Source organism: Bacteroides mucinivorans (assembly GCF_034654355.2).
Classification (GTDB): Bacteria; Bacteroidota; Bacteroidia; order Bacteroidales; family Bacteroidaceae; genus Bacteroides; species Bacteroides nordii.
Map to the genome: position 1 here is coordinate 713,522 of NZ_CP178179.1, position 25,207 is coordinate 738,728.

A 25,207-nucleotide genomic window follows, 5' to 3' on the forward strand; every position below is an offset into this window, starting at 1 on the left:
TTACTGGAATATTCCTAAAAAACGTTTTCCACTGATTCTATAAATTGTATCGTTTGCATATCCCTGTTCAATAAAAATGTATCTAAAGTATGTGCTAACTCTTTTAAGTAATTGTTTTTGTAAATACTAATATCTGTAAGGCAATATGATTTATACCCAGTATTTCTGTTATATCTCAAAATGGTAGTTTTTATAGGTTGTGATTGTTTATTAGGATAATATTTTTGATGAGTTTTATTTCTTAGCTCATAAAAAATTTCTTCATCATCAAAATCCATTGGCATAGAGACACCAAGTGAGTCAAATAAACAATAAAAGTTTTTTTGCTCACGATAATCGTCTTTCATTTTACAATAATCATAGTCTAATAAAAAAAACTTTTTGCTTTTTCATAGAATTTGTAATGTTCCACCTTTTCTTTCGAAAACCAGCTGCTGATTATTTTTTAAAAGAATCATTGAAAATAAGAAGCATTATTGCAACCATAACCGTTCGGGTAATTCTATTACTCATTTTCAGACTAACGAAACTGCTTAAACTAACTACTCAAACAGTGACTGTACCCATACCTTTGGAATACCGATATAATTATCATAACCTACAATATGATTATTTGAAGCTATTAATATTATAAGTAAAATAGCACATGCTATAATAATCCATGCCGCTACTTTATCATACCATTTTATCAGTTCTATATTACTACTCTTATTTAATCTTTTTATATGAGTATTTTTAGTTGTCCATTTTTTCTTTTTTTTCTTATCCATAATTTATTATCGTTGATTAAATTCCGGTAAAATTCTTCTTTCCTGTTGTATAGATTGAAAAGCGTTCGGATTCGTAAAAAGTTCAGTCATTATTAGATCTTTGGGTGATAATCCTAACTTTTTCTGTATTGTGGTCTTTCTCTCTACAGATATCTTTAAAATTTCTACTAACGATTTACCTGTAAAATCAAGTTTACCCAAACTCTCATTCATATCCGCTGCTTGTACCTCATAATTGAGCTGCTGTATTGCTAACTCAGGATCATTAATCACAAGTTCTGTACTACTTTGAATAACACCATTTTCTCCATAGTTTACTGTGGTGACAAGACTTGCTAACTTATTTTTGAACTCTATGTATGTATCAGATAATTCTGTAACACCAGTAATAAAACGATTTCTTATATTATTATTACTCACCTGTATTTTGCTTCTCACCGAGAAACAGAGGATATCTTACCGGGATATAATCTGACTCCCGGTAGGATTGAACTCTGTAATTTTATTCATACAATATCGTGTATAGTCTCAAGGACATTTACTGGAATATTCCTAAAAAGCGTTTTCCACTGATGCTATAAATTGTATCGTTTGCATATCCCTGTTTAACAAAAATGTATCTAAAGCATATGCTAACTCTTTTAAGTATTTGTTTTTGTAAATACTAATATCTGTAAGGCAATATGATTGATACCCAGTATTTATGTTATATCTCAAAATGGTAGTTTTTATAGGTTGTGATTGTTTATTGGGATAATATTTTTGATGAGTTTTATTTCTTAGCTCATAAAAAACTTCTTCATCATCAAAATCCATTGACATAGAGACACCAAGCGAGTCAAATAAACAATAAAAGTTTTTTTGCTCACGATAATCGTCTTTCATTTTACAATAATCATAGTCTAATAAAAAAGCCTTTTTACCTTTCCATAGAATTTGTAATGTTCCATTCTTTCTTTCGAAAAACAGATGCTGATTATTTTTTAAAAGAAACCCAAGAAGAGATTCTACACCTGTTCCATTTGTATTTCTTTTCCCAGCCTTTTCATAGTCGGTAAAGGATTGAAAGTGAAAATCATTGGCACTATTAGTTATTCTCCAACAATAGGTATAAAGGTTCTCTATATTAGGATAGTCTAAATAGTTACAGTAATACATTTTAATATACCGCGACATGTCATATATTGCATCATGAGAAGTATAATTAGCCTGCGCGGAATCAGGTAAAGAGCTTTTGCAACTAAATAAGCTCGATAAGGGAAATAATATTATCAATAAATACTTTTTCATTTCTTTCACCTCCAAATAAATTTTGTAATATCAATTTGCTAACAAAACTCTTAGTATAGGTTGTTAAGCTAAATATATCCCATGCCGATTCTACATATTTCCCCGTCGGATCTTTATACCTCACCGGATTATTCAATGCATATGCATACGGACTCACCGTATAGTACTCCTCGCACAGCGGGTCTACCTGATTAAAACGGTTCATGATGGCATACATTGCACGTGCACCAAAGTTATATTCATCCAGATAATTCGTACCCATGAATTCTTTGCCACCCAACCCAAACGGATAAGTGGTATAAGGCTTTCTATCCATTATGCCGGATGGATAATAACTGGGATATCCGAAAGCTTTTTTACTCCCTTTCTCGTATTCCCAAGTACAACCGATATGGGCTTTGACGGCATAATAATTTCTATAACCGGTGCGATTATACAAATTCAAATAGCCATCCAAAGTGGTGACTCGTCTCAATTTCCCGGCAGCGTAATAGTAATCTTCACTCCAATCATTGATTCCGGTGATATAGGGATCGGTGTTGCTTACCACTGTATCTAAAGGGGAGTCGGTTTAGTGGGGTAAGAACCATAAGAATCACGCACCTTGCGGCCAGTTAATGTCCTCTAAGTTTAAATTCTCCGCGCTCAAAATGTTCAATCACAGTAGGCGTTGTATAATTGATACCAAAATTATCCGGTCCAAAGTCATATTTTACTAAGAAACGTTTTTTGAAATCCCGATAGATTTTCATAGCCCACTTTACATACTCTTCGTCTTTCTTAATAAAATCCCAAGCAGGTCTATCAAAATATTGTTTGGTAAAATAAAAGCGAGATGGAGGGAGTAATTGGTCTTTTGTGATTTTTTCAAAGTCAAATTGAATTATAAGTTCTTTATCAAAGTCTACATAATATGTAAGTTCTCCTGATGGTAGTAAGCAGCTTTTATATTCGAATAGTTCAATCCACTTTGGTAAAGTTAAATAAACTTGACCATAATTTAATAATTCGGCATTAAGCTTCGCTATGATAGGATTTGCATCAAAACTATATGTTTTTACGCATACAATATCACGCTCTTCTAACCATTGCTGTATACCAAGTAAATCTTCCGGTAATACATAAAAATTAATTTGTGATGATAACATGTTGTATTTTTTTTATTATAAGAGCTTGTTTAAATTTTGCTCGCCACTGTTTTGAGATTTGTTTTCGAGGATATTTTTCAGCTTTTATAAGGAGCATAGCGGACTATGTGACGAATAAAAACTGAAAAATAGACCGAAAAGAAAATCAAAACAGGTCGATAAAGCCTATATAAAAATTATTTCAGGAAAATTTAAACAGGCTCTAAGCATTGTTAAGGATTATGTTTGTTTTTCTTTTTCTTTTTGTTTTTTATAACGTTCTGTTATATTTGTAATTTTATATCCACTGAAAACTCCAAATATTAATAGCATAACAAAACTGAATACTATTGAAATTTTATCTAGCCTTAGAATTATATATAAACAAAAATACCAAACAAAAACTTGCTTTATTATGATGCCCGAATTGAGATAAAGAATATATTTAATACCCGTTCCTTTATGCCAAATTGCAGATTTACTATCAATGCGGTCAATTATGCCTGCAATAACCATCCCAATGGCACCCACTAACATAACAATTCTTACAATAAATATATATGGAATTGAATCCACATAATCTCTGAAAACAGAAATACAAATCATAATAAAACACATTGGTAATGTGATTCTATTTATAAAATAGAGAAAAGATTTTTTCATAATCTTAATTAATTTAATATTCAGTTGAAAAAATGATACAAAATATTACCATCTTGCTTATTTTGATTTCCTTTAGTTTGTTCTTGTCTTACTTCATTAGCATCTTTGCTCGGGTCTGGATTGGTTAATTGAACTCCAATTTCTGTACCTTTTGAATTTTAACGAATCATTGATATAATGTATGGCTATTCAATAATCTCAAAATAAAAATCAAGACAATTAAATTTTATATAACCAACCGGAGAAAAATCAAATTTAAACTCTATAGTATAAAGGTGTCTCTTATCATCATAGTTATAAGAAAAAGATGTTATTTCCAACCCTCCTATGGTATAAGGAGCTTTAAATTCAAAGCAAAATCTAAAGAAAAACAAATGTGCGTTTTAATCGCCATGAAATCAAAGTCGTTACACATATTTTCTTGTCCATTCCAGTTTATGTCAATCTCCAGGTTAGTAGGGTGACCATCATTATCAATCAATCCACTTAAATCCGTTAATAAAACTTTCATCTGAAATGAGATGATCTATTTCTCTGCTTTTGTAAACAAGTTTTTTCATTTTATTTTCATTGATTCAACCCAAAAATTCGGCACTCCATTGTAATGATCTATAATTCTCTCTTCTACAGCATGGGCCTCCCATACAGCACATATTTCCAATCCCTCACATTCCTCTCTGGTAGCTTTTGTCACTTCTCCTGTATTGGGATTATATAATTCGAACTGTGTTTCATTCAGTGCATCTTGTATACATTGCATTGGAAGAATTTTAAGATCTTCTCGGATAGGTAGTTTTCCTACTTTCAACCAAAGTCCGGTTGATATTACATCCCTATACACCGATACTATAAATAATACCGGTTTTTCTAACAAAATACTCAGATCTTCTAATTCAGGATCTTTGGTGTAAATATCAAAAAAAGCGATACCGTTTTCCAATAGTTGTGCATAGTTATAATACCCGTTTTTCAGGTCAATCTTCACTATTGATCCGGGGGTTCTTCTTTGTCTTTTCATCTTAATTTCAAATTTAAATTATGGTAATCCAAACTGTTTTGTTGCTTCTTCCAAATATTGATCTATTTTGGGATTGGTGGGGCTTACTCCATTGATTGTATTCCCGGATGTGCCTCCTTGCGATTTTGCTCCTCCGTTCTTTTCAATCATCTGCTGTTCCCTCCCTCTGATAGCATCCGGATTCGAGGATGTTTTATCTATCTTTGCAGTACCAAATCCCTCTTTATTCTTATGGTGATTTCTATCTCGATTTTCAATATTCTTTTGGGGGGTATTTGTTCCACTTGTTCGTCCTGTATATACCTCTCCTGTCTGGCGATTTATTTTTGTGTATGTTTGATATGTTTTTTTGGCTGTGGTGGTTTTATCTACTGCCTTAACCGCATCCGTCGCCTTATCCAGCGCCCTGATTCCCTTAGCCGCCGCACCTACTCCTCCCGGTATTCCCGGCAATACAACGGCTGCAGCATCTACCACTACGCCTAAACCATCTACAATTGCAGCACCAACATTCCCCGCACTAACATTGCTAACAAAACTTTCAACACCGGTGAGAAGGCTAAATATATCCCATGCCGATTCTACATATTTCCCCGTGGGGTCTTTATACCTCACCGGATTATTCAATGCATACGCATACGGACTCACCGAATAGTACTCCTCGCACAACGGGTCTACCTGATTAAAACGGTTCATGATGGCATACATTGTACGCGCGTCAAAGTAATATTCATCCAGACAATTCGTATTCATGAATTCTTTGCCACCCAAACCAAACGGATAAGTCGGGTAAGGTTTTAAATCCATTATACCGGATGGGTAATAGTTCGGATACATCAAAGCGTTCCTACTACCTACTTTGCGTTGCCATGTACAGCCAATGTGATCTTTAGTAGTGTAATACGTGGTATGATCCGGGGAATCATAAAAATTCAAATGACCATCCGATGTGGTGACCCGCCGGAGCTTTTTCGACTGATAATAATAGTCTTCACTCCAGTCATTAATTCCGGTAATATAGGGGTCAGTGTTGTTTACCACTGTATCTAAAGGGGTCGTCGGTTTAATAGGGTAAGAACCATAAGAATCACGCACCTTGCGGCCATCCGCCATATAGGAGAACGTGAGGAGGTTTCCATCAGTGAAAGCAACTACCTCCGGGAGATTCAGGATATTATTCTTGATCTTTCCAATCCGATTATCAAGGTTCTTCACTAAATTACCATTGCTGTCGTAGAAATATTCAACATCAGCATTTTGGTCATCAAGATAACGAAGATTGTAATAACCAACAGAGCGCCTTTCATCGGTTGCAGACTGAATTTGATTACCATGATACTTAATAGCCAATTTGGTTGTGTAATCAGGGTAAAAGTCCTCAAAGACACGCTGGTAGGTAAGTAGATTCCCCATTTTATCGTATGTAAAATTCTCCCCGTGTTCCGTCGGCCTACCGTCCATCTTATATCTGCGGGTACTCAGCAAACGATTGAGTCCGTCGTAAGTAAAACGAGCGACCGGAATTGTATTTACCGAATTTGACAGACAGGGAATATTCCCGTTATACAAAGGGGGTACCCCCTGCGGAAGATCTTCATTGTAGTAAATCTTCTCTCTCATGCCCGGTTCGTTGATCTCCGTAGGCCACCCCCTGACATTGTATTTATAACTTGCCGTATCAGCGTGATTGTGGATCAACTTCGTTTCTAAACGTCCTACCTCGTCATACCGATAATCTGCCATCAATACACGGGGATCACTGTCGAATGTATGATACAATTTTGATACACGCCCGGCAGGGTCATACTCATACTCATACGTGGTTACATGGCTGGCAACTCCTGTCGAGCCGGAAGCAGCGTCCGGATAAATACTTGTATGTTCCTTACGAACAGAAACAGGCTGATCGGTAAAATTGTAATTAGTGAAGGTATAGTTCTTGAAACCAAAAGCGGAATTTGCCGTACGCTGTACTTCACGACCCCGCCGGTCGTAATAGTAGGCGATGTAGTCCTTTTTAGAGGGATCATTCAATAGTGCGACAACCTGCCCGGTAAGTTTCCCGTACGAGGACTTTGGCGAGGACGCGAAAGAGGAATAATAACCCGGGCGGTTTTGAGAACCGATAAACTCACTAAAGATGTTGGTATAGTCATAGTCGTCATAATAGTTAATAATCAGTGGGGTGCATCGGAGGCTGATTTGTGATACCGAAGAATACCCGTAATTTTCCATAGGTGTTTGAGCCCCTGTATATCCAACAGATAGTACCTTATTCTGACAGAATGTTATCCAGTATTGGTGACTACTGGGTGATTTTAAGAATCCCCAGATAACCTGTCGCCCCAAGTGATCATATTGATAAGACTGCCACCGTTTCACCTCTCTGTCGTTGCCGTCTTGCTTAAGCACCATGCGGTCGGACTTGTCATAGACGTAGTAGATCGGTGCGCAGCCCGGAAGTTTCTTTTCGATACAACGGTCCCTTCCGTCATACCGGTATATGTATCCATACAATTGGATAGGTTCGCTCTGACTGCAAAGCCAGTTTCCTACGGCGGTAAGCGCATCGGCGGCGGAAGGGGGGAGGACGACTCGTTTGCGCCCTCTGTCGTCATAAACGATATAGGTGTCATGGGCAACGGTTCCATTCATTTGGCGGGTTAAAACTAAACGTCCGGAAGAATCAGAAAAATTGTAAGTGATATGTCCATCCTCATCCGTGACTTGGGTGATGGTTAGCTCGCCGGGTGTATAATTGCCGGAACGGGTAAGCTTTATATCGCGATCCAGCTCTTCCACCTGGTAATAGGAGCAGGACAGAACCCCCGACGCTTTGTTGACCAGGTAGGCATATTTCACCGCCTTTCCGTTCTCTTGCCAGGTCTGTCCGGGGCCATATGCTTCACGGACCCGGTTCAACTCGGAGTTTTCGTATACCGTGTAATGATAGGGATTGGTATCCGCATAAAAATCAGTATTCCCGGCGGGACGGGGAAGGAACTCCATCGTTTTCCGGAAAAAGCCATCATAGCCAATGGGAGTCTGTAGGTCTTTTCCTTGTGGGGTGGCACCTACTTCCAGTGTTTCGTATTCCAGGCCGAAAGAGTCGTAGTATGTTACTGTTTCGCGTGAACGGCTACCGTCCTCCTCTGTCATCAGATGAGTTTGCACATAATGTTTGTTTTTGTTCTGAGCCTTTAGCAGAGAAGGCAGAGACAGGGATATGTACAAAAGTAGAAGTGTAAAATGAATGGTTCGATTCATGTTGATTTACTTTTATTGATTATACTTTTATACTATAGATGATAACCGGGAGTATTGTATGTGAATGTGGAAATAGTCTTTTCAACTCCATCTTCAAGGATATACGAACGAATAAGACGTCCCCAGTAATCATACTCAAAATAGGTATTAACTCCATCGGCACCTCTGATGGAGGAAACTCCTATCAAGGGCCGATAGGTATATAAGGTGGTATGCGGGAGGCTGGTGCCGGATAAGGCGAAGACATCGGGCTGCCCTTGTGCTTCCAACTGTGTAAGCCATGCCTGATCTTTATTGAGTGCGGAAAGTACCTTGGCAATATTGGCATTTTCTACTTTAAAGACAGGATACTGATTGTAATACGACCAAAGATAGCTGGTGTAAATCTTGCCATCGGAAGTGACCGAACTGATATTTCCAAAATCATTATAGGTGTATTTGAGGCGATCTTCGTATTGGGATAATGTTGGGTTCCAAGCTTGAACGGCGTAAATATTGAGCCCCGCATATACATTCCTTAAAGAGGTCGTATCTTTTCCGCAAACGCGTTTATAAACCAGTAATTTATTGATCGCATTGCATGACAGTAGAAAGTCTTGCCCCAAATTTATTGTTATATTCTTCTTTGCCTCTTCAGGATATATAAACTGTTCCATAATCTCACTGTTGCCTGTTCGGGTTCGGGTCCATAGTGGATTTAAGTGGTTGGTTGCATAAAGTGTACCTCCTCCATTTAACTCTGCATCAAATCCATCGTATACATTACTACTGTCGGGATGATAAACATGCTCGCGAGTTAGGATGCTTGTCTCGCCTGTATCCGAAAAACGGGTGGTGCGTTCACGCTTCAAACGGGAAGCGCCTCGTTCTTTCATCCACGTATAATCTTTATATAATTCTTGAGGACGACTATCATACTCCTGAACGTTACAAACACGAGTCTTATAAGGCCGTCCAAAAACAACTGCGAAAGTATAATCATTATCCTCTTTGAATGGCTTTTGGTAAATGGAATATTCGTATTCGTGCTTTTCTACCAACGTATCTCCGCTGTATATCTCTTTCTTGATAAGGTGCCCATAGCGTAAAGCATCTTCGCCTTTGTCGGGATCAAAGGGTTTTGAAATATCCTGGCGAACTTGTCTCGGAGAGAAAGGATCCTGCGGAATGCCACCATATAAATCCCACTCAGGAGCACTGAAATGATAGTCTGTACGAATTTCTGCTCCATCGGCGATCACTTGTTCCCTCACATAAGGATAAATCACTGAATTACCATTGCCGAACGAGATATTGGAAACAGGAGTCGCGCCCCATGTATGTGTGCGACAAAGATTTCTTTCGCCGAGATGGTCAATAGTCAGTCGCTCTTGTTCCGTACAATAATCTCGTTGAGTTACTGCTACCTTAGCTACACCAAGTCCGGTACCGTCATTGCCATATTTTCCTTCCGGAGCAGAAAGACCATACTGAAAATAACGATATCTGGAAAAGCCACCATGCATATCGCTCTCTCTAATCATGCTTACCCGCAGTCCTCCTGCCAAATAGACTTTCTTTTGATAATTCGCAGCACCACTGAATACCTTTCCGTACCGATTGGCTTCATAACTGAAGTTTGTACGTACTCCCTCCGGTGAGAAGATGTCGGTTAGGACGCCTGTTTTCATATAGTATTCATTGCATTCGCGGGCACTATCTCCATAATGGAAGTAATAATTGTCGTTTACATAATAACGACCGTAGGGAATAAAGAGTCGAGTGCCGTTGTTTAATTCATGTTGTCCATTATAATATCCCCAATGATCCATTGCCGAGCTGGATACAGGCTGAACATAATCAGGCTTATCATATAAAAAAGAATACAAACGACGCTCGGGATCTCTACCGGCAGTAACAGCGATTGAATCTAATTTTGTGAGTTCCGTGTATGCATTGTACCTGGAGATATAGAATTGAAATTTCCGGATAATACTTCCGTCTTTTGACTTGACTGTAATGGTACTTAGGTTGTCTTCCGGGTCCTGCTCAAATAAAACGATACCTCCGCCAAAGTCAATACGCGTTAGCTTGCGTTCGTCCACAAAGTCGGAATCGTAAGGATTGAAAATCGCATATTCCTGTTCGCTGGGATAAGATGAACTGAGTATCTCGACTTTTCCATCTGTGATATTTCCATAATAAACCCGACCTCTTTGCTTGATTAGTAGTCTATAGCCTCCATAATAATTAGAACGAGACATGGGGACATTCACACTGTCTGAACGACGTAAGAAAGTGTTCTCTTTTATTGGAAACCAAGTAGAATCAGATACAGAGCTTCTGCCACTGCCAACATTATATTCCATTTTATCTTCCAATACAACATAATCAGAAGAATAGCTGGGATTAATTCGCTTTCGCTGTAAACCGCTGTATCTAAATGATATACACGCTCTTGTTTGACGGGAATTAATACTCTTGCATAGCCAGCGGGTATTATAATTTCCGGTCTTCTCCGTATATCCATCCATTTCTCCACCAAACTCATACCAGACACCATTTTCGTCCTCTATATCGACACCATTTTCGCCAATAAGTTCCCAACCGGAAATTTTTAAAGGCGTATACGGATAGATACCAAAACCTGCATTGTAAGGAATATAGTTGTATCCTGTATATTTTACTCCTAAATAAAAAGTACCACTTCGGTTAGGTAATTTATAATAGAAATGATCGGGTTCGCTGTCACAATCCTTATCTTCAATTCGTCTGAAGAAGCGAGTTAGTTCATCGGAGTTACTGTTATCTTTGTTTTTAAGGTATTCTAAGGTTCTGTATCCTCCGCGTTTTGCGTCATCCGGAATACCTTTGATTTCCCGCATGACGGAAGGCTCGGCATTTAATGTCCAGTTTGTACCCACCCAGCCGCTTAACTGATGGAGTTTAATTCCGGCAGAATGATAGGTCAAAGTGATAGGAAGCTCTAAATCGCCGGCTTTAATGGTATACAACGGAATGGTGATATCGGCCAATCCTGTACTATGATTAACCGGATAGCAAATATATTTTTGTACAGCCGCCGCTTCCGGAGAGACAGGCGAGATTTGAGGTTGGGAGATTTTGATGGGATTATCGGCAGAGACCGTTTCGCTGCATCCCATACAGAGGAGCAAGAGAAAGGTGGCGGTTTGATAAAGGCTTGATAAATTTTTCATAATAGTATTTGAATATAGTAGTCAGTACTCAGATTTTCTCGCCATAGACTTTGCCATTGACGATCAGACGTAATACATAGCGCTCTGATAGCAAAGAATCAATAGCGATGGACTCACGATATTGTCCCGGACGCAATGCTTTCTTCGGATAAATAGCCAACAGTTCACCCTGAACGGTATATAGAGCTATTTCAACCTCGCAGGAAGTATTCAGCATATATTCTACAACCAGGTTATTGCTTTCCTGATAGAATTTACATTTTCCCATCGCATCCTCTAATGAGAATGAGCCATTGTGGGATGCATTCTTTCCCAACTGCCGTTGTGTAAGTGTCTCTTCACGCTTCTGCCGATTCTCCGCATCTTCATTCAATGTATAATATTGGTCAACCGGAGGATAGTAGAAAGCAGTCTGAAAATGAGGAATGAAAACACCGTGGCGGATTAGTGTGTTTTCCACTGTCTCTACTATCGGATAACGATAGCCTGAAGCGTACCAACTATAAGTATCGGTCTGTGTAACGAGTGTATCTCTGCTGATCCGATATGAGATACTGTCCGGAGTGAACTGGCGTAACCACAAAGCGGAGTCTTCTGCCATTACGGATTCGTTACTCAGGTTCAGATCTTGTACAAATCGTCGTTTAGTATGTATCCGCAATACATCAGGAATGGTATCTCCGGCTATGATCAGGGTTCCTGCCGCATCAACGGAAACGGTGGTTTTGCCCAATAGTTCCATGCCATAGGCATGTTGGTATTCACCGGTATAGCCAAAGTAACTTTCGAAGTGGCTACCCAATTGCATGGGATATACGGCCAGAAGTTCAGGATGAATTGCTTTCTGGTAAGTGGATATATTTTCGACTTCGGTTTTCAATAGAGAATCTCCTGTCACACGATAAGTGTATCGGGTTCGATGTTCAGTGCCTGTCAATAGAGAATCATTGCCGGTATAGATCAGCTCATACTGTTCGTCTACAGGAGTCAGGTGGTCGAATTGCCATACTTTTCCTGTACCGCTTTCTCCCGGAGGAAGAAAGCGAATTTCCTGTTTATAGATTTTGTCACCTACCCGGGGGAGGGTGGTCGATTTGTGAAAGAGGGTTTGTGCATGTGAACCGAATAAGTAAAGGCAGAACAAACACATAAATAAAATCTTTTTCATGTGGGAATTATTAATTTTATATTCATAATCATATAAAAAAGGAAGAAAATCTATTAGCCGGAGATAGAGATCAGAAGGTCAATAGAAATAAGGTTATGTGAAATGTTAGATTGTTGAAAATTAGATGGTTACAAAAGTGTACACTCTTGTATGACATAAGTGTACACTTTTGTTGTATAATAATGTACACTTTTGCATGGTAATAATGTACATTCTTGCATATCCCTTGTCAAAACGCGTGTCGCAAGTCTCTTATTTGTGTTGTTTCACCATGCGGATAGTGCCGTCTTCATTGTGATATAACTTATCTACACAAATGGAACGTAGCCAATCGTGTTGTGACAAAGCGCTGTTGTGATAAAAGGCAAACCATTGCCCTTTATATTTCACAATAGAGCCATGATTAGTACCACTATCTGTTGGTTCCATATAGATGCCCATGTGTTTCCAGGGGCCTAAAGGATTGTCACTAATGGCATAGCGCATACGGTTATCTCCTTTGACGCCATCATTCCAGTTGTCGTCATGATTGTCAGAATAAGAGAGGTAATATTTCCCTTTATACTTATGTATCCATGTAGCTTCGTGGAAGTCTACCAAACCTTCCATGACTTTCATTTCACCGTCCAGATCCATCATGTTGTCTTTTAACTTGCCGCCTTTGCAAACTCCACCTCCGCCATTGTAGATGTAAGCCTGGCCGTCATCATCTATGAAAACACAAGGATCTATCAATGAATCCATTCCTTTAATATATCCCTGTACAGTAAAGTTGGCAGCAGGCTCTTTGCTCGTAGCTACCCCTATTTTCCAACTATTGTTCCAGTCCGTATCGCTGGGATGTGGGAAATAAAAGTAATATGTACTATTTTTATAAGCACAATCCGGTGCCCACATGAATCCGCCTTCTTTACGTCCCCATGGTACCTGGGAAGAATTCAGTATTTCACCATGATCTTTCCAGTGTACCATATCATCGGTAGAGAAGACATGGTATCTGTCCATCAAGTCGCATCCACGTGGTGGGGCTATGTCGTGCGAAGCATAAACATATAAACGTCCGTCGGCCCAGACGTGTGCAGAAGGATCGGCCGTGTACATGTGTGTGATAAAGGGGTTGGGAGCCAAACTATCGATTGTTGCTTTTCCTGCATTTTTCTTCTCGGAAGAATGATGAGAGGTTATGCATCCCGCGAATAATAAAGTGCATATAATATAAAAATACTTTTTCATAAATATGGGTGTCGATATTTTTTTGTTTAATAGAATAGAAATAATAGTTATTGTCACATACATTATTTGCGTTGTTTTACCATACGGATAGTACCGTCTTCGTTATGATACAACTTATCTATACAAATAGAACGTAACGCAGGATTGTTGGATAAGGATATCGTGTGATAGAAAGCAAACCACTCCCCTTTGTACTCCACGATAGAACCTTGATTGGTAAAGCAATCGGAAGGTTCCATATAGACACCCATGTACTTCCACGGTCCTAAAGGGTTGTCACTTATGGCATAGCGCATGCAATTATAACCATTCATGCCATCATTGCCATTGGGCTCGTGATTATCAGCATAGGAAAGATAATATTTTCCTTTGTATTTATGTATCCACGTAGCTTCGTGGAAATCATCTAAACCTTCCATAATTTTCATTTCACCATCCAACTCCATCATATTGTCCTTCAGTTTACCCCCTTTGCAAGTTCCACCTCCGCCATTATATATGTAAGTCTGGCCGTCATCATCCGTGAACACGCAGGGATCTATCATTGGGTCCATTCCTTCGATATATCCCTGAACGGTAAAGTTGGCAGCAGGTTCTTTACTGGTGGCTACTCCTATTTTCCAACTATTGTTTGTATACGTATCGCTGGGATGTGGGAAATAGAAATAATAGGTACCGTCTTTATAAGCACAATCCGGTGCCCACATGAATCCGCCTTCTTTACGTCCCCATGGCACTTGAGAAGCATTCAGTATTTCTCCATGATCTTTCCAGTGCACCATATCGTCGGTCGAAAAAACATGATATCTGTCCATCAGGTCACAACCCTGAGGTGGATCTATGTCATGCGAGGCATAAACATACAAGCGGCCGTCTGCCCAGACATGGGCAGATGGATCGGCTGTGTACATATGTCGAATAAAGGGATTGGAGGCCATACTGTCAATCGTTTCTTTCCTTATTCTGTTCGTTTTATTTCCAGACGAATGGTGAGAAGTCATACACCCCACTAATAATAAAGTACATGCAACATAAAAATATTTTTTCATCATAGTATTGTCAGGGAATTAATGTCTGATTTTTTTTGATTTAATTATGCTTTCTCCTGAGATTAACCCATCCGAACTCACTTTTACTTTTATCTTTCCCGGTTTAAAAGTAGTACGTACAGCTGCTCTCATAAGTCCTCCTTCTGCCTGTAATTCTGTATCTCCGGGGGCGTGATAGGATAAGTCTTTACCTTCGGTGACATAGAAATTATAGGAACCTTTGTATATACCTTCGCCTTCAACCTCAAATTTCAATAGATTATCGGCCCATGGACACCAGTGTCCTGACTTATCGACTACTTTGGCTGTAACAATGAAAGCGTCGGAAGCATTTGCTTTCAAGATAAATTCTTCTCCGGAGGGTTTGGCCACAGGCTTCTCGATTGTAACTTCTATGGCATAGGGCTTATCGGAAGATTCTATTTTCTCTGAACAAACAGGGTATTTGTTCGTATCAAGACCTACGGCTTCTACGGTACCTGGTTCCCATTGGATATCTCTCCATGTACATTGGCGGGTTCTTTGATCTGGCTCAACAATACCGTACGACTTTTTATTGATAAATAGTTCGACGTAGGGACAATTGCTCCAGGCATCAATATTTTGAATACCTGAATAATTCCAGTGGCTTTGGAGTGCAACTCCCGGTTGCTGAGAATAGGGTACCCAAAGTGCTTTTTGGTAAATTCGGTACTTCAGTTTAGGAAAACGGTTTCCATCCATTGCGCATGAACCCAGGCTCTTCTGATTTTTCATTCCATTCAGATAGATTGTATAACCTTCGCCGTAAGTTTCTACCAGCATCCAGTCAATCCAACCGCAAGCCTGATTGTCCAGATTATCGAAATAGTTTCGTACGTAATCCATTGAAAATTCCTTCTCGTTATTATAATCAAACCGTGCGATACACCAACTCGGAAGTCCACTCCAGTTGGCACCATAAACCTCTGTGTTTAGTGACGGACGTCCTTTTACTTTTTCATAACGATTGGTATAACCAATCACAATGGGCTCTTTCTCATCCCATTCAGGAGGATAACCGTCACGATTAAGAACCAGCCGGGGTTGTATATAATCCCATGCTTTCACTTCGCTGAGAGTATGTGATGGTAGGTATTTATCTCCATCGTATGCCAAGCCGTTATTCGATTCCCAAATAACGACAGACGGATGATTACGGAAGGCCACAATCATTTCCCGGTCATACTCCCGTTTGTATGTTTTGGCCGGCTCATTCTTTAGTGACCATTCTCCGTCTCCACTGTTTACAATTAGTAAAACCCCATAGGCATCACAAGCTTTAAGTGCTTCGGTGAAAGGTGGCTGATGTCCTACACGCAATGTATTACCTCCACACTGGGCAATAAGGGCAATATCTTGCCATTGCAAAGCAGCGGGGACAGCAGCTCCTAATCCCGGATATATGTTTCTGCTTCCGAAACCTCGTAAAATACATTTCTCTCCGTTCACGTAGCAGTAGTCTTCATCCCAAGTAATTTCTCTTATTCCAAATGGTTCGCTTTTGCTATCTGCTAATTTGCCGTTTACATATACTTTATTCAATACCGTATATAAGTACGGAGTACCGGAGCAACCAACGGGGTACCATAAATGAGGGTTCTGAATAGATTCTGTACGATCAAACAACTTGGTTTTCCGGGCTGATACCTTTTGCTTGTCGGAGAAGGACAATACGGTGTGTCCTTGTTGATCCTGCAAATAAGTGCGTAACTCAATATCCTGCTCTTGATCCGTAGTGTTGTCAACATTCACCTGGAAACGTATCATTGCTTTTTGAGGTGTAGCCGATACTGTTCCCAAATAAGTACCCCATTTCCTTAATGGAGAATAGCGGTTGAATGGAATATGTATTTTATGTTTTTTGTGCATGTATATCGGACAAACGATGCCACCCATAGCCTGTCCGAATCCTTCATTTGTACCAAACTCCGGCCAGGTGAAAAATGTGTTTTTAGCATTAGAGACTTTAATGGCTATCTGATTTTCCGTATCCCATTTTATATATTTTGTGATATTCACAACAAAGGGGAGGGCACTACCTACATGAGTGACTATACCCGGATGCTCTACTTGTGTGCTACCAGGGATGGCCTGTCCGTTAATAAAAACAATAGCCGCGAAGTTTATTCCCTGAAATTCAAGGAAGATTTCTTTATCCCGGTCTTTTTTGCTGAAGCCTATTTTTTTTCTGTACCAGGCTTCTCCTCTCCAGCAACGCTCACCTGTACTGGCATTCAAGTAGGTATCGCGTTCATTAAAACAGTGAGGAATGCCGACCGATTCCCATTGATCGTCTTTAAATGCCAAACCTGCTATTTCCTGGTCTGAATAATTGTTTTCGACCGGATAAATGGCAAGTTCGCTGATACACTTCGGTAACTCTTCATTCTTTTCAGACTGACAACTTAGAATTGTCAGCCTGATGTATCGACAGGATGCCGAAACAGGGATGGAGAGGTAGGTATATGTTACCTTTTCAAAATAACCTACTGTATTGTTCACATTGGATATGTCACCTTCTTTGTGAAGGTCACATGCTCTTTTTACTGTACCTTCTGCTATCGGATACCAATCTTCGTTATTAAGGCTGGCTTCCATTTTCACAGTGGCAAACCGTGTCTGATCTCCCTTGAATATTAGTTTGACGTTTTTAAGCTGTTTCTTTTCATGCAGATCGATGAATAGATGTTTTTCTGATGAATAATCTGCTCTCCATTCCGTATGAATATCATCGTCATTTATCTCTGACACTTTTTGCAATCCATAAAGAATGCTTGCGTCCTTGGCTAAGTTTGTTTCTTGCCGGATTACTTTAGAAAATTTCCATGGAGTGTCTCCTAAATTAATGGATTGTTGCTCTTTTGAATATATATGTAATTGGCTGAACAGGGCAACGCATGCGAGTAATAAATATTTTTTTTCCATATAGTGAGAATCTGAATTGGGTTATAGAATAACGCACTTCTGCCTTTTTATAGTTGAATTTGTTTTGATCATGACGATATAGCTACCTTTTTCCTGTAAAGTGATGCTCCCGGCCTCCTGGATTTGATTCTGATACACAATGCTACCGTCAGTTTTGAATAGGGTTATATCTCCCGTTCCTTTGATTGAATAGTATACTGATTCTCCCTTGCTATGGATAAAGATAGCTTCTTCTTCCTGATTTGTGATTCCACTAACCTGATCAATCGTTAGCGTGGATTTAGCAAAGAGGCTGCCTCGCTTTCCATTATCTATGGCCTGTACTCCCCATTCATATACACCATTGGACTCTATTTTTATTTTATATGAACATTGAGTGAGTTGGCCCGAAATGCGACCAACTTTGATAAAGCCGGAAGATATATCTGCCGGTACCGTCATGTGGCATGTCCCGAAGTCTTTCTTTTTTAGATAAATGTTGTACTGTAATACACTTTGAGGGGTGATGTCGTCAGTGGCGGGAGCCCACGATAAGGAAAGCAGGTTAGTACCTTCTATCAAACTGGCTCTTAAATTCTGAGGTGTTCCCGGAGCTTCATTCTTGCTTACATTAGAGGTGTTTTTCCAGAGTTCAGTATTACAACCCAAATTGCAGGCGTCTTTTGACCATCCTGAAATCCATGCATCCAGCCGGCCGTCATTGTCAATATCGATCAGTTGTTCACTTCCATGGGTAACTCTCGGAAATGCCCAGCCATAATTCTCTTTATTGTACCATGCTATAGGCTCGAAATTGAAATTCCCTTTGTTTATATAGAGCCAGGTGGTATGTTCGTAAGTTCCGTTATGACCACCTGCCAGCATATCGGCCCACCCATCATGGTTGATGTCGCCGAATGAAAGCTGCCCTCCGTCTATGGGAAGCAGTTGTTCCCTCTCTATCTTTTCAAAGTCGCGGTTTCCTTTATTTTTATATATGTAGAATTTTTTTTGACTGTTATTGAAATATACACCTGTCATGATAATATCTGCCCAACCGTCATTGTTTAAATCGTATACATCACATGAGGAGTTCGTGGTTGTATCAAAGTTAAAATCCGATTCTGTAAATGTACCATCTTGCAAGTTCCAATAAACATGCATTTCAGATTCTCTTGAATAACCATATCCAGTAGAAACAATATCCAGCCAGCCGTCATTATCCAGATCGACGAAACATACACTTCCGTCCGTCATTCCATGAAAAGGTTTGTTACCGTTTAGAGGTGTTTTCTGAAGTTCGAAAGATTCTCCTTTTATGTTCCTGAATAAATATACCACTCTTACTGCGTCTTCATAATTATCTCGATTCGATCTTTCTTTTTCATCGAAACCTGTGACGAGCAAATCGGTATATCCATCATTGTCATAGTCACCTGCCACTGCCCAATTGTGCCCTTTCCCTCCGGTTTTTCCATTGAATATGGGTATTAATCCTGATTCTGATACTGGTATCTCTTGAAACTTGTATGTGCCGTTAGTCTGTACTCCCTGGTTGATATATAAACGTGCTTGTATTGTTGAGAGGCGAGTACTCAAATCATTCCATTGGTAATTCCAATCACTTAGCCCGGGAATAAATAGATCCAGAAGTCCATCATTGTTCATGTCAAACCATACCGGACACGAAAAAGCGGTGGAGGCAAATGGAGAGGTTAGTTTGGTGAAGGTACCATCTCCGTTATTCTGATAGAAGCTTTCCTGAGTTTTCGTTGCACTGCCATGATTATTTTTATCACTGTAGAACAGGTCAAGACTCCCGTCGTTATTATAGTCACCCCATGCCATGTTGGTATATGTGGCATGGGCAAAGTCCAATGGATCTCCACCGATACTCAATAGTACAGGTTTTTCCATGTATTCAAATCTGACATTTTCAATGTCTCCTGGAGTCTGAGCATGTAATACTATGCTGAGACAACTACTACATGCGATTAATAATAGTTTCAGTTTCATAATATAAAATTTAAGAGATGATTTTATGTATTGCTATTTCTTGAAGGACCATTCAGGTTTCCATTCTATGCTTATTCCCTCCGGATGGAAATTAATTGGTAACCAAATATATCTGGAATCTATTAAGTCCAGTTTATTCCACCTGTCAAACATTATGATATATTTATCTTTCTTTGGATCTACTGATATGGCAAATGTACTTTGTCCTCCAAATGACTTATTTGCATTCTCTCCGATACAGGGATTACCCATTGTTTTCCATTCGCCCAATATGGAGTCTGCGATTGCATATTCTGCTTCATTAGGGTCCCATCCACTACATCCGGAAGTAATCAGATAATATTTGTTTTGCCTTTTAAAGATGGCTGGGGCTTCTCTGTATTTTCCGGAAAAAGCAGCTTTATATATCTCTGTGTGTGTCAGATAATCGTCTGAAAGTAAATGGAAGAATAATGTGGAGTTACCTTTGGTTGAATAGATATGGTATGCTTTTCCATCTTCATCTTTAAACAGGGTCATATCTCTACTTTCTTCTCCACCGGGACGGAGAGAGTGTAAATATTGGAAGTTTCCTGTCGGGCTGTCTGATATAGCCACTCCGGCTGCGGCCTTCGAATAATTATAGTTGTCAATATGAATCCACATCACAAACTTCTTTGTTTTATCGTTGTAGATTACCTTGGGACGTTCTATGACCATAGATGGATGGATGTCGGATGTCGGATCTGTCATGTCAGGTTTTAATACGATACCTTCAAACTTCCACGATTGCAGATTTTTGGAAGAGTAGCAGGCTACTCCTCCCGCCTCTGTCCTGTAACAATCCCACTCTACACCGGGTGCATGGTAAGTCGAGTCATTTTTGTATTCACCATACCAATAATAGGTTCCATTGTGATATAAGATTCCTCCTCCGTGTGCATTAATCATGTTTTGGTCTGTATCTGTCCATATTTCTCCTGAACGAATCGTTTTTGATGAACCACATGAGTAAAATACAATTAAAATCAGGCTTAATAGAAAAAAACTTGTTCCTTTCATCTTGTTAAATTTATGTTATAATCATTTGTGTTTGTCATCCTTTGCTGCTTCTCAAATTCTTTGGGGGTCATATTAAATTGTTTCTGAAATAATTTGATGAAATAGGAGGGGGAATTTATTCCGACAATGTAGCATACCTCTCCTGTACGATAGTGTCCTTCGGCTATCAGTTCAGAAGCTTTTTTAAGCCGGATGAGTCGGATAAAGTCGGTAGGCGATGTTCCGGAAAGGGCTTTGATCTTTCGGTGTAGGCTTGACCGGCTCATATTAGTAATTTCAGACAGGCGTTCGACACCAAAGTTTGAGTCTGTTATATTCTCCTCAATAATGCCAATGATCTTATTTATTAATTCTTCATCAGCTTTGCACAATCCTATTGAATGAGATGTAACGTAAGGCTTTTTGATGAATGCCTCTTTTTCTCTTTTTCTGTTTTCCAGCAGTGAACTCAGTTGGGTTATCAGATATTTGAATGAGAAAGGTTTTTCAATGTAAGCATCTGCTCCGGTTTCAAGTCCTCTGATTTTACTGCTCAAATCATTCTTGGCTGTTAATAGAACAACTGGTATATGACAATATTCAATATCTGTTTTTATTTTCTTACAGAGTTCGAAACCATCCATTATAGGCATCATAATATCTGTAATTACAATATCGATATTTTTTCTTTCAATAATATCAAATGCTTCGGCACCATTTGTCGCTTTCTCTATGGAGAAGCTGGAGTTCAGCTTTTCTGTCATAAATGACAATAATTCAATATTATCTTCTACAATTAAAATGGTCTCCTGTTTAGATGGCGGCTCAATAAAATCATCGTTAAACAAATCGATTTCTTTATCTTGTTTCAATACTTCACCTTTTGGTATAACTAACGTAAATATATTTAGATTATTTGCACTTTTGTATTTTAAAGTACCATGATGCAATTCTGCAAGTGATCGGGCTAAAGATAAGCCTATGCCGGAACTGGCATTTATATTTGCATTTTTTTTCAATTGATAGAACGGATCGAATATTTTATCTTCCATCTCAGAGGGTACTATTTCACCATCATTTTTTATTGTCAGATGGAAATGTTTACTTGTATCCTCAAGTTTTATGCTGATATTTCTATCTGAATATCGGATTGCATTTGAAAATAGATTATTCAAGATTTTGATGAAAGAACCCCGGTCGATCTGCGCATAGATGTCTTGTTCGGGCATATCAATCCCGATTATTCTATTTATAGATAATGCCATAGGCAGGAATTCCTGATAGACTTCATTGACAATGACTGATATATTACTATCAACAAGATTCATGGTGACTTTATTGGCATCGATTTTTCTAAAGTCCAGAATCTGATTGATTAAAGTAAGCAGTTCAGATATATTTTTCTGCATAAGCTGAACATTCTTTTTAATGTTGGGCTCTTTAATATCCATTTCTACTAATGATTCTAAAGGACCGTTGATTAACGTCAGTGGAGTTCGTATTTCATGAGCGATATTGGTAAAGAAATCAATTTTAGAACTATATAGTTCTTTCTCTTTTTCGCTTTCAAATAAACGTTGTTTTTCTAATGACTTTTTCCTATGTACATAAGTGTAGTATTTGCTTGCCAGATAAATACAGATAATAATTATAATAGCATAGCAAAAATAGGCAGTCCAGGTTCTCCACCACGGAGAGAGAATGATGATTTCAATGGATGCACCCTCTTTGTTCCACTCGTTATCATTGTTGCAGGCTTTTACAATAAATTTATATTTTCCCGGCGAAAGATTAGTATAGTTTGCACTTTGGCTATCTTTGGTATATATCCATTCTTTGTCAAGGTTTACCATTTTGTATGCATATTGGTTAGCGGTTGGACATGCATAGCTTAAGGCAACAAAGCCTAACTCAATACTATTTTGATCATGTTGTAATGTGATTGGTCCTGATTTCAGGAATTCGCTGTTCGTTTCCTTGTCTTTTGATTTGTTGTTCTTATAATTGATATATGTGATGTATACAGGTGGGATGAAGTGGTTTTGTTCCATCTTTTCCGGAAAGAAAGAGATGAGTCCTTCTGCTGTCCCGAAGAATAATTCTCCTGTGCTGCTGGCTAAGGCCGATTTATAGCTAAACTGGTTACTAGGTAGGCCATTGTTTGTTGAAAACATTTTGATACTATAATCCTGTGGGTTTAGCTGTATCAATCCATTGTTAGTTCCGAACCATAAATAACCATTTTTATCTTCTACTATTTTATATGCACTATCATCCGGTAGCCCTTCAGCTAAAGAAATTTTATGAAAATTGTTTTCTTTGCTGTTATATTTGCAAATACCTCCTCTGTCTGTAGCGAACCATATATCTCCGTTACTTGTTTCCGTAATGTTACTCACCGAATTGGAACTCAAAGAGGATTTGACATTAATTTGATTGGTATAATGCTCTGTTTTCTGCGATTCTTGATTGTATTTATATACGCCATTACCCATAGTTGCTACCCAAATATTACCATTAGAATCTTCAATAATATCATAAGTATAGCACAGACCGAATTCTTTTACATTGACAAACTCCATTGTCTCTTTATTGCCTTTATAAACTCCCCAGCCGTTCCCTAACCAAATATTACCATATTTGTCTTCACACAAGGCATAAATACTGGATTCATTCAATCTTAACTGATTTCCTGAATAATGTTGTATATTGTAGGTCTTCGAAGAAATAACATCCAATCCGTTTTTGAATAAACCAACCCAAATATTTCCATTAGTATTCAATAAGCTCAGAGTCTGATCAGATGTTAAATCTTTACTCATTTCTCTCCCTATCTTTTTGAATGTTTTCTTTTCCGGAGAAAAAATGTTAACTCCGGCATCTTCTGTCCCTATCCATATATTCTGGTCATTATCTTCAATGATTTCTCGTACACGTTTACTGCTGATTGTTTCTTTCCTATTCAGTGGGATGTAACGGGTAAATTTGAGAACTGACTTTGATAAATAGTTGATTCCTCCCGCATTTGTTCCAACCCATACACCCCCTTCCCGATCTTGATAGATTTTTCCCACCTGATTGTCCGAAAGTGAATAATTAGACATCGGATCATTGTATATCTTGAATACTTCGCCTTCTTCATTTAATATATATATACCAGACTGGGTACCTACCCATAATTGATTTCCTAATTTGGTGATGCAACGAATAATTTTATAGTGTATCTCCGGTGCATTTACATCAGTAACTGTATTTTTCCTTTTATGAATCTTGCGTAGTTTACCTTCGTGTATACCAAGAATCAGAAACTCACCATCATCTGCCATTGTATAAATATTTTCTCCGGCAAGTGTGTTGCCTTGTGTATCTCCAAGATATTGATTGAATTGATTGGTGTTTTTATTGTATAGATATACTCCTTTTCCATTTGTCCCTATCCAGACTCTGTTACTTTGATCTATACATATACTTTGAGGATTGCCATGATCCGGAACTGATTTTTTCCCAAATGCATAGAACATTAATTCTTTACTGTTTTGAAGATAACGGAATAATCCCTGATTAGGAACTACAATCCAGATATTCCCATCTTTGTCCTCTTTTATATCAGATATCCAGTCGGTCATGGTAATCCCTTCTGACGTTTGTATATTCATATAAGTGAATTTCCCGGTTTGAGGATTTAGTCTGAAAACACCATTATCAGTTCCTACCCAAAGCTGTTTTTCTTTATCTTCAAATAAGGAAGAGATGTTGTTATTTTGTTTTTGTGCTACATGATCATAACAATCAAACACTTTAAATGTATTTCCATCGTATCGGTTGAGCTTATTGCGAGTTCCAAACCACATAAATCCATTACTATCTTGAATGATTGCTTTAACGTTGGTCTGTGATAATCCTTTATCTCTACTGATAATATTAAAATAGTAGTTATTCAAAGCATATCCAGACATGTTGAACAATAACATCGAGAGAAGGATGAAAGTGTTGAATACCGGCTGTTTCATACCTTTTTATTAATTAAATTATTGGTGCAAACGTAGCCATAAATAAAATAATGCCTGGTTCAAAAAATAGCAAGTTAGTCGTATCTGCGATTGAGTAATGGTTCGTACGGGTTTCTTATACACGGATGCGTTATAAAATGAAACCAACGTATTATTTTTTTTTGTTCCTGTTTGGGATATACTTCTATTTTTTTACCAGAATATGTTTTGGGGTTTCGAATGTGTTGTATAGAAAAAAAGCCTTGTGACCAAATTGTTATTTTTTGAAATAATCGTGCGATGTAAAAAGAAAAGGAAGCCATACTTTTGTCAACAGTGAAATTGTTAAAGATGATTGGCTCTGAACAGGGGATTCCGGGCAATATCTCTGTTTTTAGTAAACAATTAAAATGGAGTCTGTTTTTAGCAAAAAACCAAGTATGTAACTATGAAGGCTTCCGGAAAATTAAGAGCC

General features: G+C 38.5%; 17 protein-coding genes. All 17 read right to left on the reverse strand.

The window, feature by feature from the left end:
* Positions 1-14: 14 nt before the first annotated feature.
* Positions 15-347 (reverse strand): hypothetical protein, encoded by a 333-nt coding sequence (locus VCM39_RS02520; protein ID WP_221651149.1) that lies wholly within the window; start codon positions 345-347, stop codon positions 15-17.
* Positions 348-542: 195 nt separating this feature from the next.
* A complete protein-coding gene (locus tag VCM39_RS02525; RefSeq protein WP_322933521.1) occupies positions 543-770 on the reverse strand; it encodes a hypothetical protein in 228 nt (75 codons plus the stop codon).
* A 6-nt stretch (positions 771-776) separates the two neighbouring features.
* The gene (locus VCM39_RS02530) at positions 777-1,190 is read right to left on the reverse strand and encodes a hypothetical protein (RefSeq protein ID WP_322933522.1); all 414 of its coding nucleotides are present in this window, start codon (positions 1,188-1,190) and stop codon (positions 777-779) included.
* Positions 1,191-1,322: 132 nt separating this feature from the next.
* Positions 1,323-2,060, reverse strand: a complete 738-nt coding sequence (locus tag VCM39_RS02535) for a hypothetical protein (RefSeq protein ID WP_322933523.1) — start codon at positions 2,058-2,060, stop codon at positions 1,323-1,325.
* On the reverse strand, positions 2,011-2,610 hold the full coding sequence (locus VCM39_RS02540; RefSeq protein ID WP_322933524.1) for an RHS repeat-associated core domain-containing protein: 600 nt from the start codon (positions 2,608-2,610) through the stop codon (positions 2,011-2,013). The genes VCM39_RS02535 and VCM39_RS02540 overlap by 50 nt, the downstream gene beginning before the upstream one ends.
* A gap of 64 nt (positions 2,611-2,674) precedes the next feature.
* Positions 2,675-3,208: a hypothetical protein gene (locus tag VCM39_RS02545; RefSeq protein ID WP_122201824.1), complete on the reverse strand. Its 534-nt coding sequence runs from the start codon at positions 3,206-3,208 to the stop codon at positions 2,675-2,677.
* 219 nt (positions 3,209-3,427) lie between these two features.
* Complete coding sequence (locus VCM39_RS02550) at positions 3,428-3,850, reverse strand: hypothetical protein (protein ID WP_322933525.1); 423 nt, start codon at positions 3,848-3,850, stop codon at positions 3,428-3,430.
* 556 nt (positions 3,851-4,406) lie between these two features.
* Entirely contained in the window at positions 4,407-4,868 is a 462-nt protein-coding gene (locus tag VCM39_RS02555) for an Imm26 family immunity protein (protein WP_007487376.1), read from the reverse strand.
* An 18-nt stretch (positions 4,869-4,886) separates the two neighbouring features.
* Entirely contained in the window at positions 4,887-8,135 is a 3,249-nt protein-coding gene (locus tag VCM39_RS02560; RefSeq protein ID WP_322933526.1) for a DUF6443 domain-containing protein, read from the reverse strand.
* A 32-nt stretch (positions 8,136-8,167) separates the two neighbouring features.
* A complete protein-coding gene (locus tag VCM39_RS02565; protein WP_322933527.1) occupies positions 8,168-11,332 on the reverse strand; it encodes a hypothetical protein in 3,165 nt (1,054 codons plus the stop codon).
* Positions 11,333-11,360: 28 nt separating this feature from the next.
* The gene (locus tag VCM39_RS02570) at positions 11,361-12,500 is read right to left on the reverse strand and encodes a hypothetical protein (protein WP_322933528.1); all 1,140 of its coding nucleotides are present in this window, start codon (positions 12,498-12,500) and stop codon (positions 11,361-11,363) included.
* 252 nt (positions 12,501-12,752) lie between these two features.
* Positions 12,753-13,733, reverse strand: a complete 981-nt coding sequence (locus VCM39_RS02575) for a family 43 glycosylhydrolase (protein WP_322933529.1) — start codon at positions 13,731-13,733, stop codon at positions 12,753-12,755.
* 62 nt (positions 13,734-13,795) lie between these two features.
* Complete coding sequence (locus tag VCM39_RS02580) at positions 13,796-14,782, reverse strand: family 43 glycosylhydrolase (protein ID WP_323674016.1); 987 nt, start codon at positions 14,780-14,782, stop codon at positions 13,796-13,798.
* 18 nt (positions 14,783-14,800) lie between these two features.
* Positions 14,801-17,728 carry a DUF4982 domain-containing protein gene (locus VCM39_RS02585; RefSeq protein ID WP_322933531.1) on the reverse strand — a complete coding sequence of 976 codons (2,928 nt, stop codon included), beginning with the start codon at positions 17,726-17,728 and terminating at the stop codon, positions 14,801-14,803.
* A 21-nt stretch (positions 17,729-17,749) separates the two neighbouring features.
* Complete coding sequence (locus tag VCM39_RS02590; RefSeq protein ID WP_322933532.1) at positions 17,750-19,723, reverse strand: VCBS repeat-containing protein; 1,974 nt, start codon at positions 19,721-19,723, stop codon at positions 17,750-17,752.
* Positions 19,724-19,756: 33 nt separating this feature from the next.
* A complete protein-coding gene (locus VCM39_RS02595; RefSeq protein WP_322933533.1) occupies positions 19,757-20,764 on the reverse strand; it encodes a glycoside hydrolase family 43 protein in 1,008 nt (335 codons plus the stop codon).
* On the reverse strand, positions 20,761-24,753 hold the full coding sequence (locus VCM39_RS02600; RefSeq protein ID WP_221651534.1) for a hybrid sensor histidine kinase/response regulator transcription factor: 3,993 nt from the start codon (positions 24,751-24,753) through the stop codon (positions 20,761-20,763). The genes VCM39_RS02595 and VCM39_RS02600 overlap by 4 nt, the downstream gene beginning before the upstream one ends.
* Between the last annotated feature and the right edge of the window lie 454 nt (positions 24,754-25,207).

Coding starts and splice junctions, on each gene's coding strand:
- VCM39_RS02595 (WP_322933533.1), bottom strand. CDS start 20,764: ATGAAAGGAACAAGTTTTTTTCTATTAAGCCTGATTTTAATTGTATTT.
- VCM39_RS02575 (WP_322933529.1), bottom strand. CDS start 13,733: ATGAAAAAGTATTTTTATATTATATGCACTTTATTATTCGCGGGATGC.
- VCM39_RS02565 (WP_322933527.1), bottom strand. CDS start 11,332: ATGAAAAATTTATCAAGCCTTTATCAAACCGCCACCTTTCTCTTGCTC.
- VCM39_RS02520 (WP_221651149.1), bottom strand. CDS start 347: ATGAAAGACGATTATCGTGAGCAAAAAAACTTTTATTGTTTATTTGAC.
- VCM39_RS02560 (WP_322933526.1), bottom strand. CDS start 8,135: ATGAATCGAACCATTCATTTTACACTTCTACTTTTGTACATATCCCTG.
- VCM39_RS02590 (WP_322933532.1), bottom strand. CDS start 19,723: ATGAAACTGAAACTATTATTAATCGCATGTAGTAGTTGTCTCAGCATA.
- VCM39_RS02600 (WP_221651534.1), bottom strand. CDS start 24,753: ATGAAACAGCCGGTATTCAACACTTTCATCCTTCTCTCGATGTTATTG.
- VCM39_RS02525 (WP_322933521.1), bottom strand. CDS start 770: ATGGATAAGAAAAAAAAGAAAAAATGGACAACTAAAAATACTCATATA.
- VCM39_RS02550 (WP_322933525.1), bottom strand. CDS start 3,850: ATGAAAAAATCTTTTCTCTATTTTATAAATAGAATCACATTACCAATG.
- VCM39_RS02535 (WP_322933523.1), bottom strand. CDS start 2,060: ATGAAAAAGTATTTATTGATAATATTATTTCCCTTATCGAGCTTATTT.
- VCM39_RS02585 (WP_322933531.1), bottom strand. CDS start 17,728: ATGGAAAAAAAATATTTATTACTCGCATGCGTTGCCCTGTTCAGCCAA.
- VCM39_RS02555 (WP_007487376.1), bottom strand. CDS start 4,868: ATGAAAAGACAAAGAAGAACCCCCGGATCAATAGTGAAGATTGACCTG.
- VCM39_RS02580 (WP_323674016.1), bottom strand. CDS start 14,782: ATGAAAAAATATTTTTATGTTGCATGTACTTTATTATTAGTGGGGTGT.
- VCM39_RS02570 (WP_322933528.1), bottom strand. CDS start 12,500: ATGAAAAAGATTTTATTTATGTGTTTGTTCTGCCTTTACTTATTCGGT.
- VCM39_RS02545 (WP_122201824.1), bottom strand. CDS start 3,208: ATGTTATCATCACAAATTAATTTTTATGTATTACCGGAAGATTTACTT.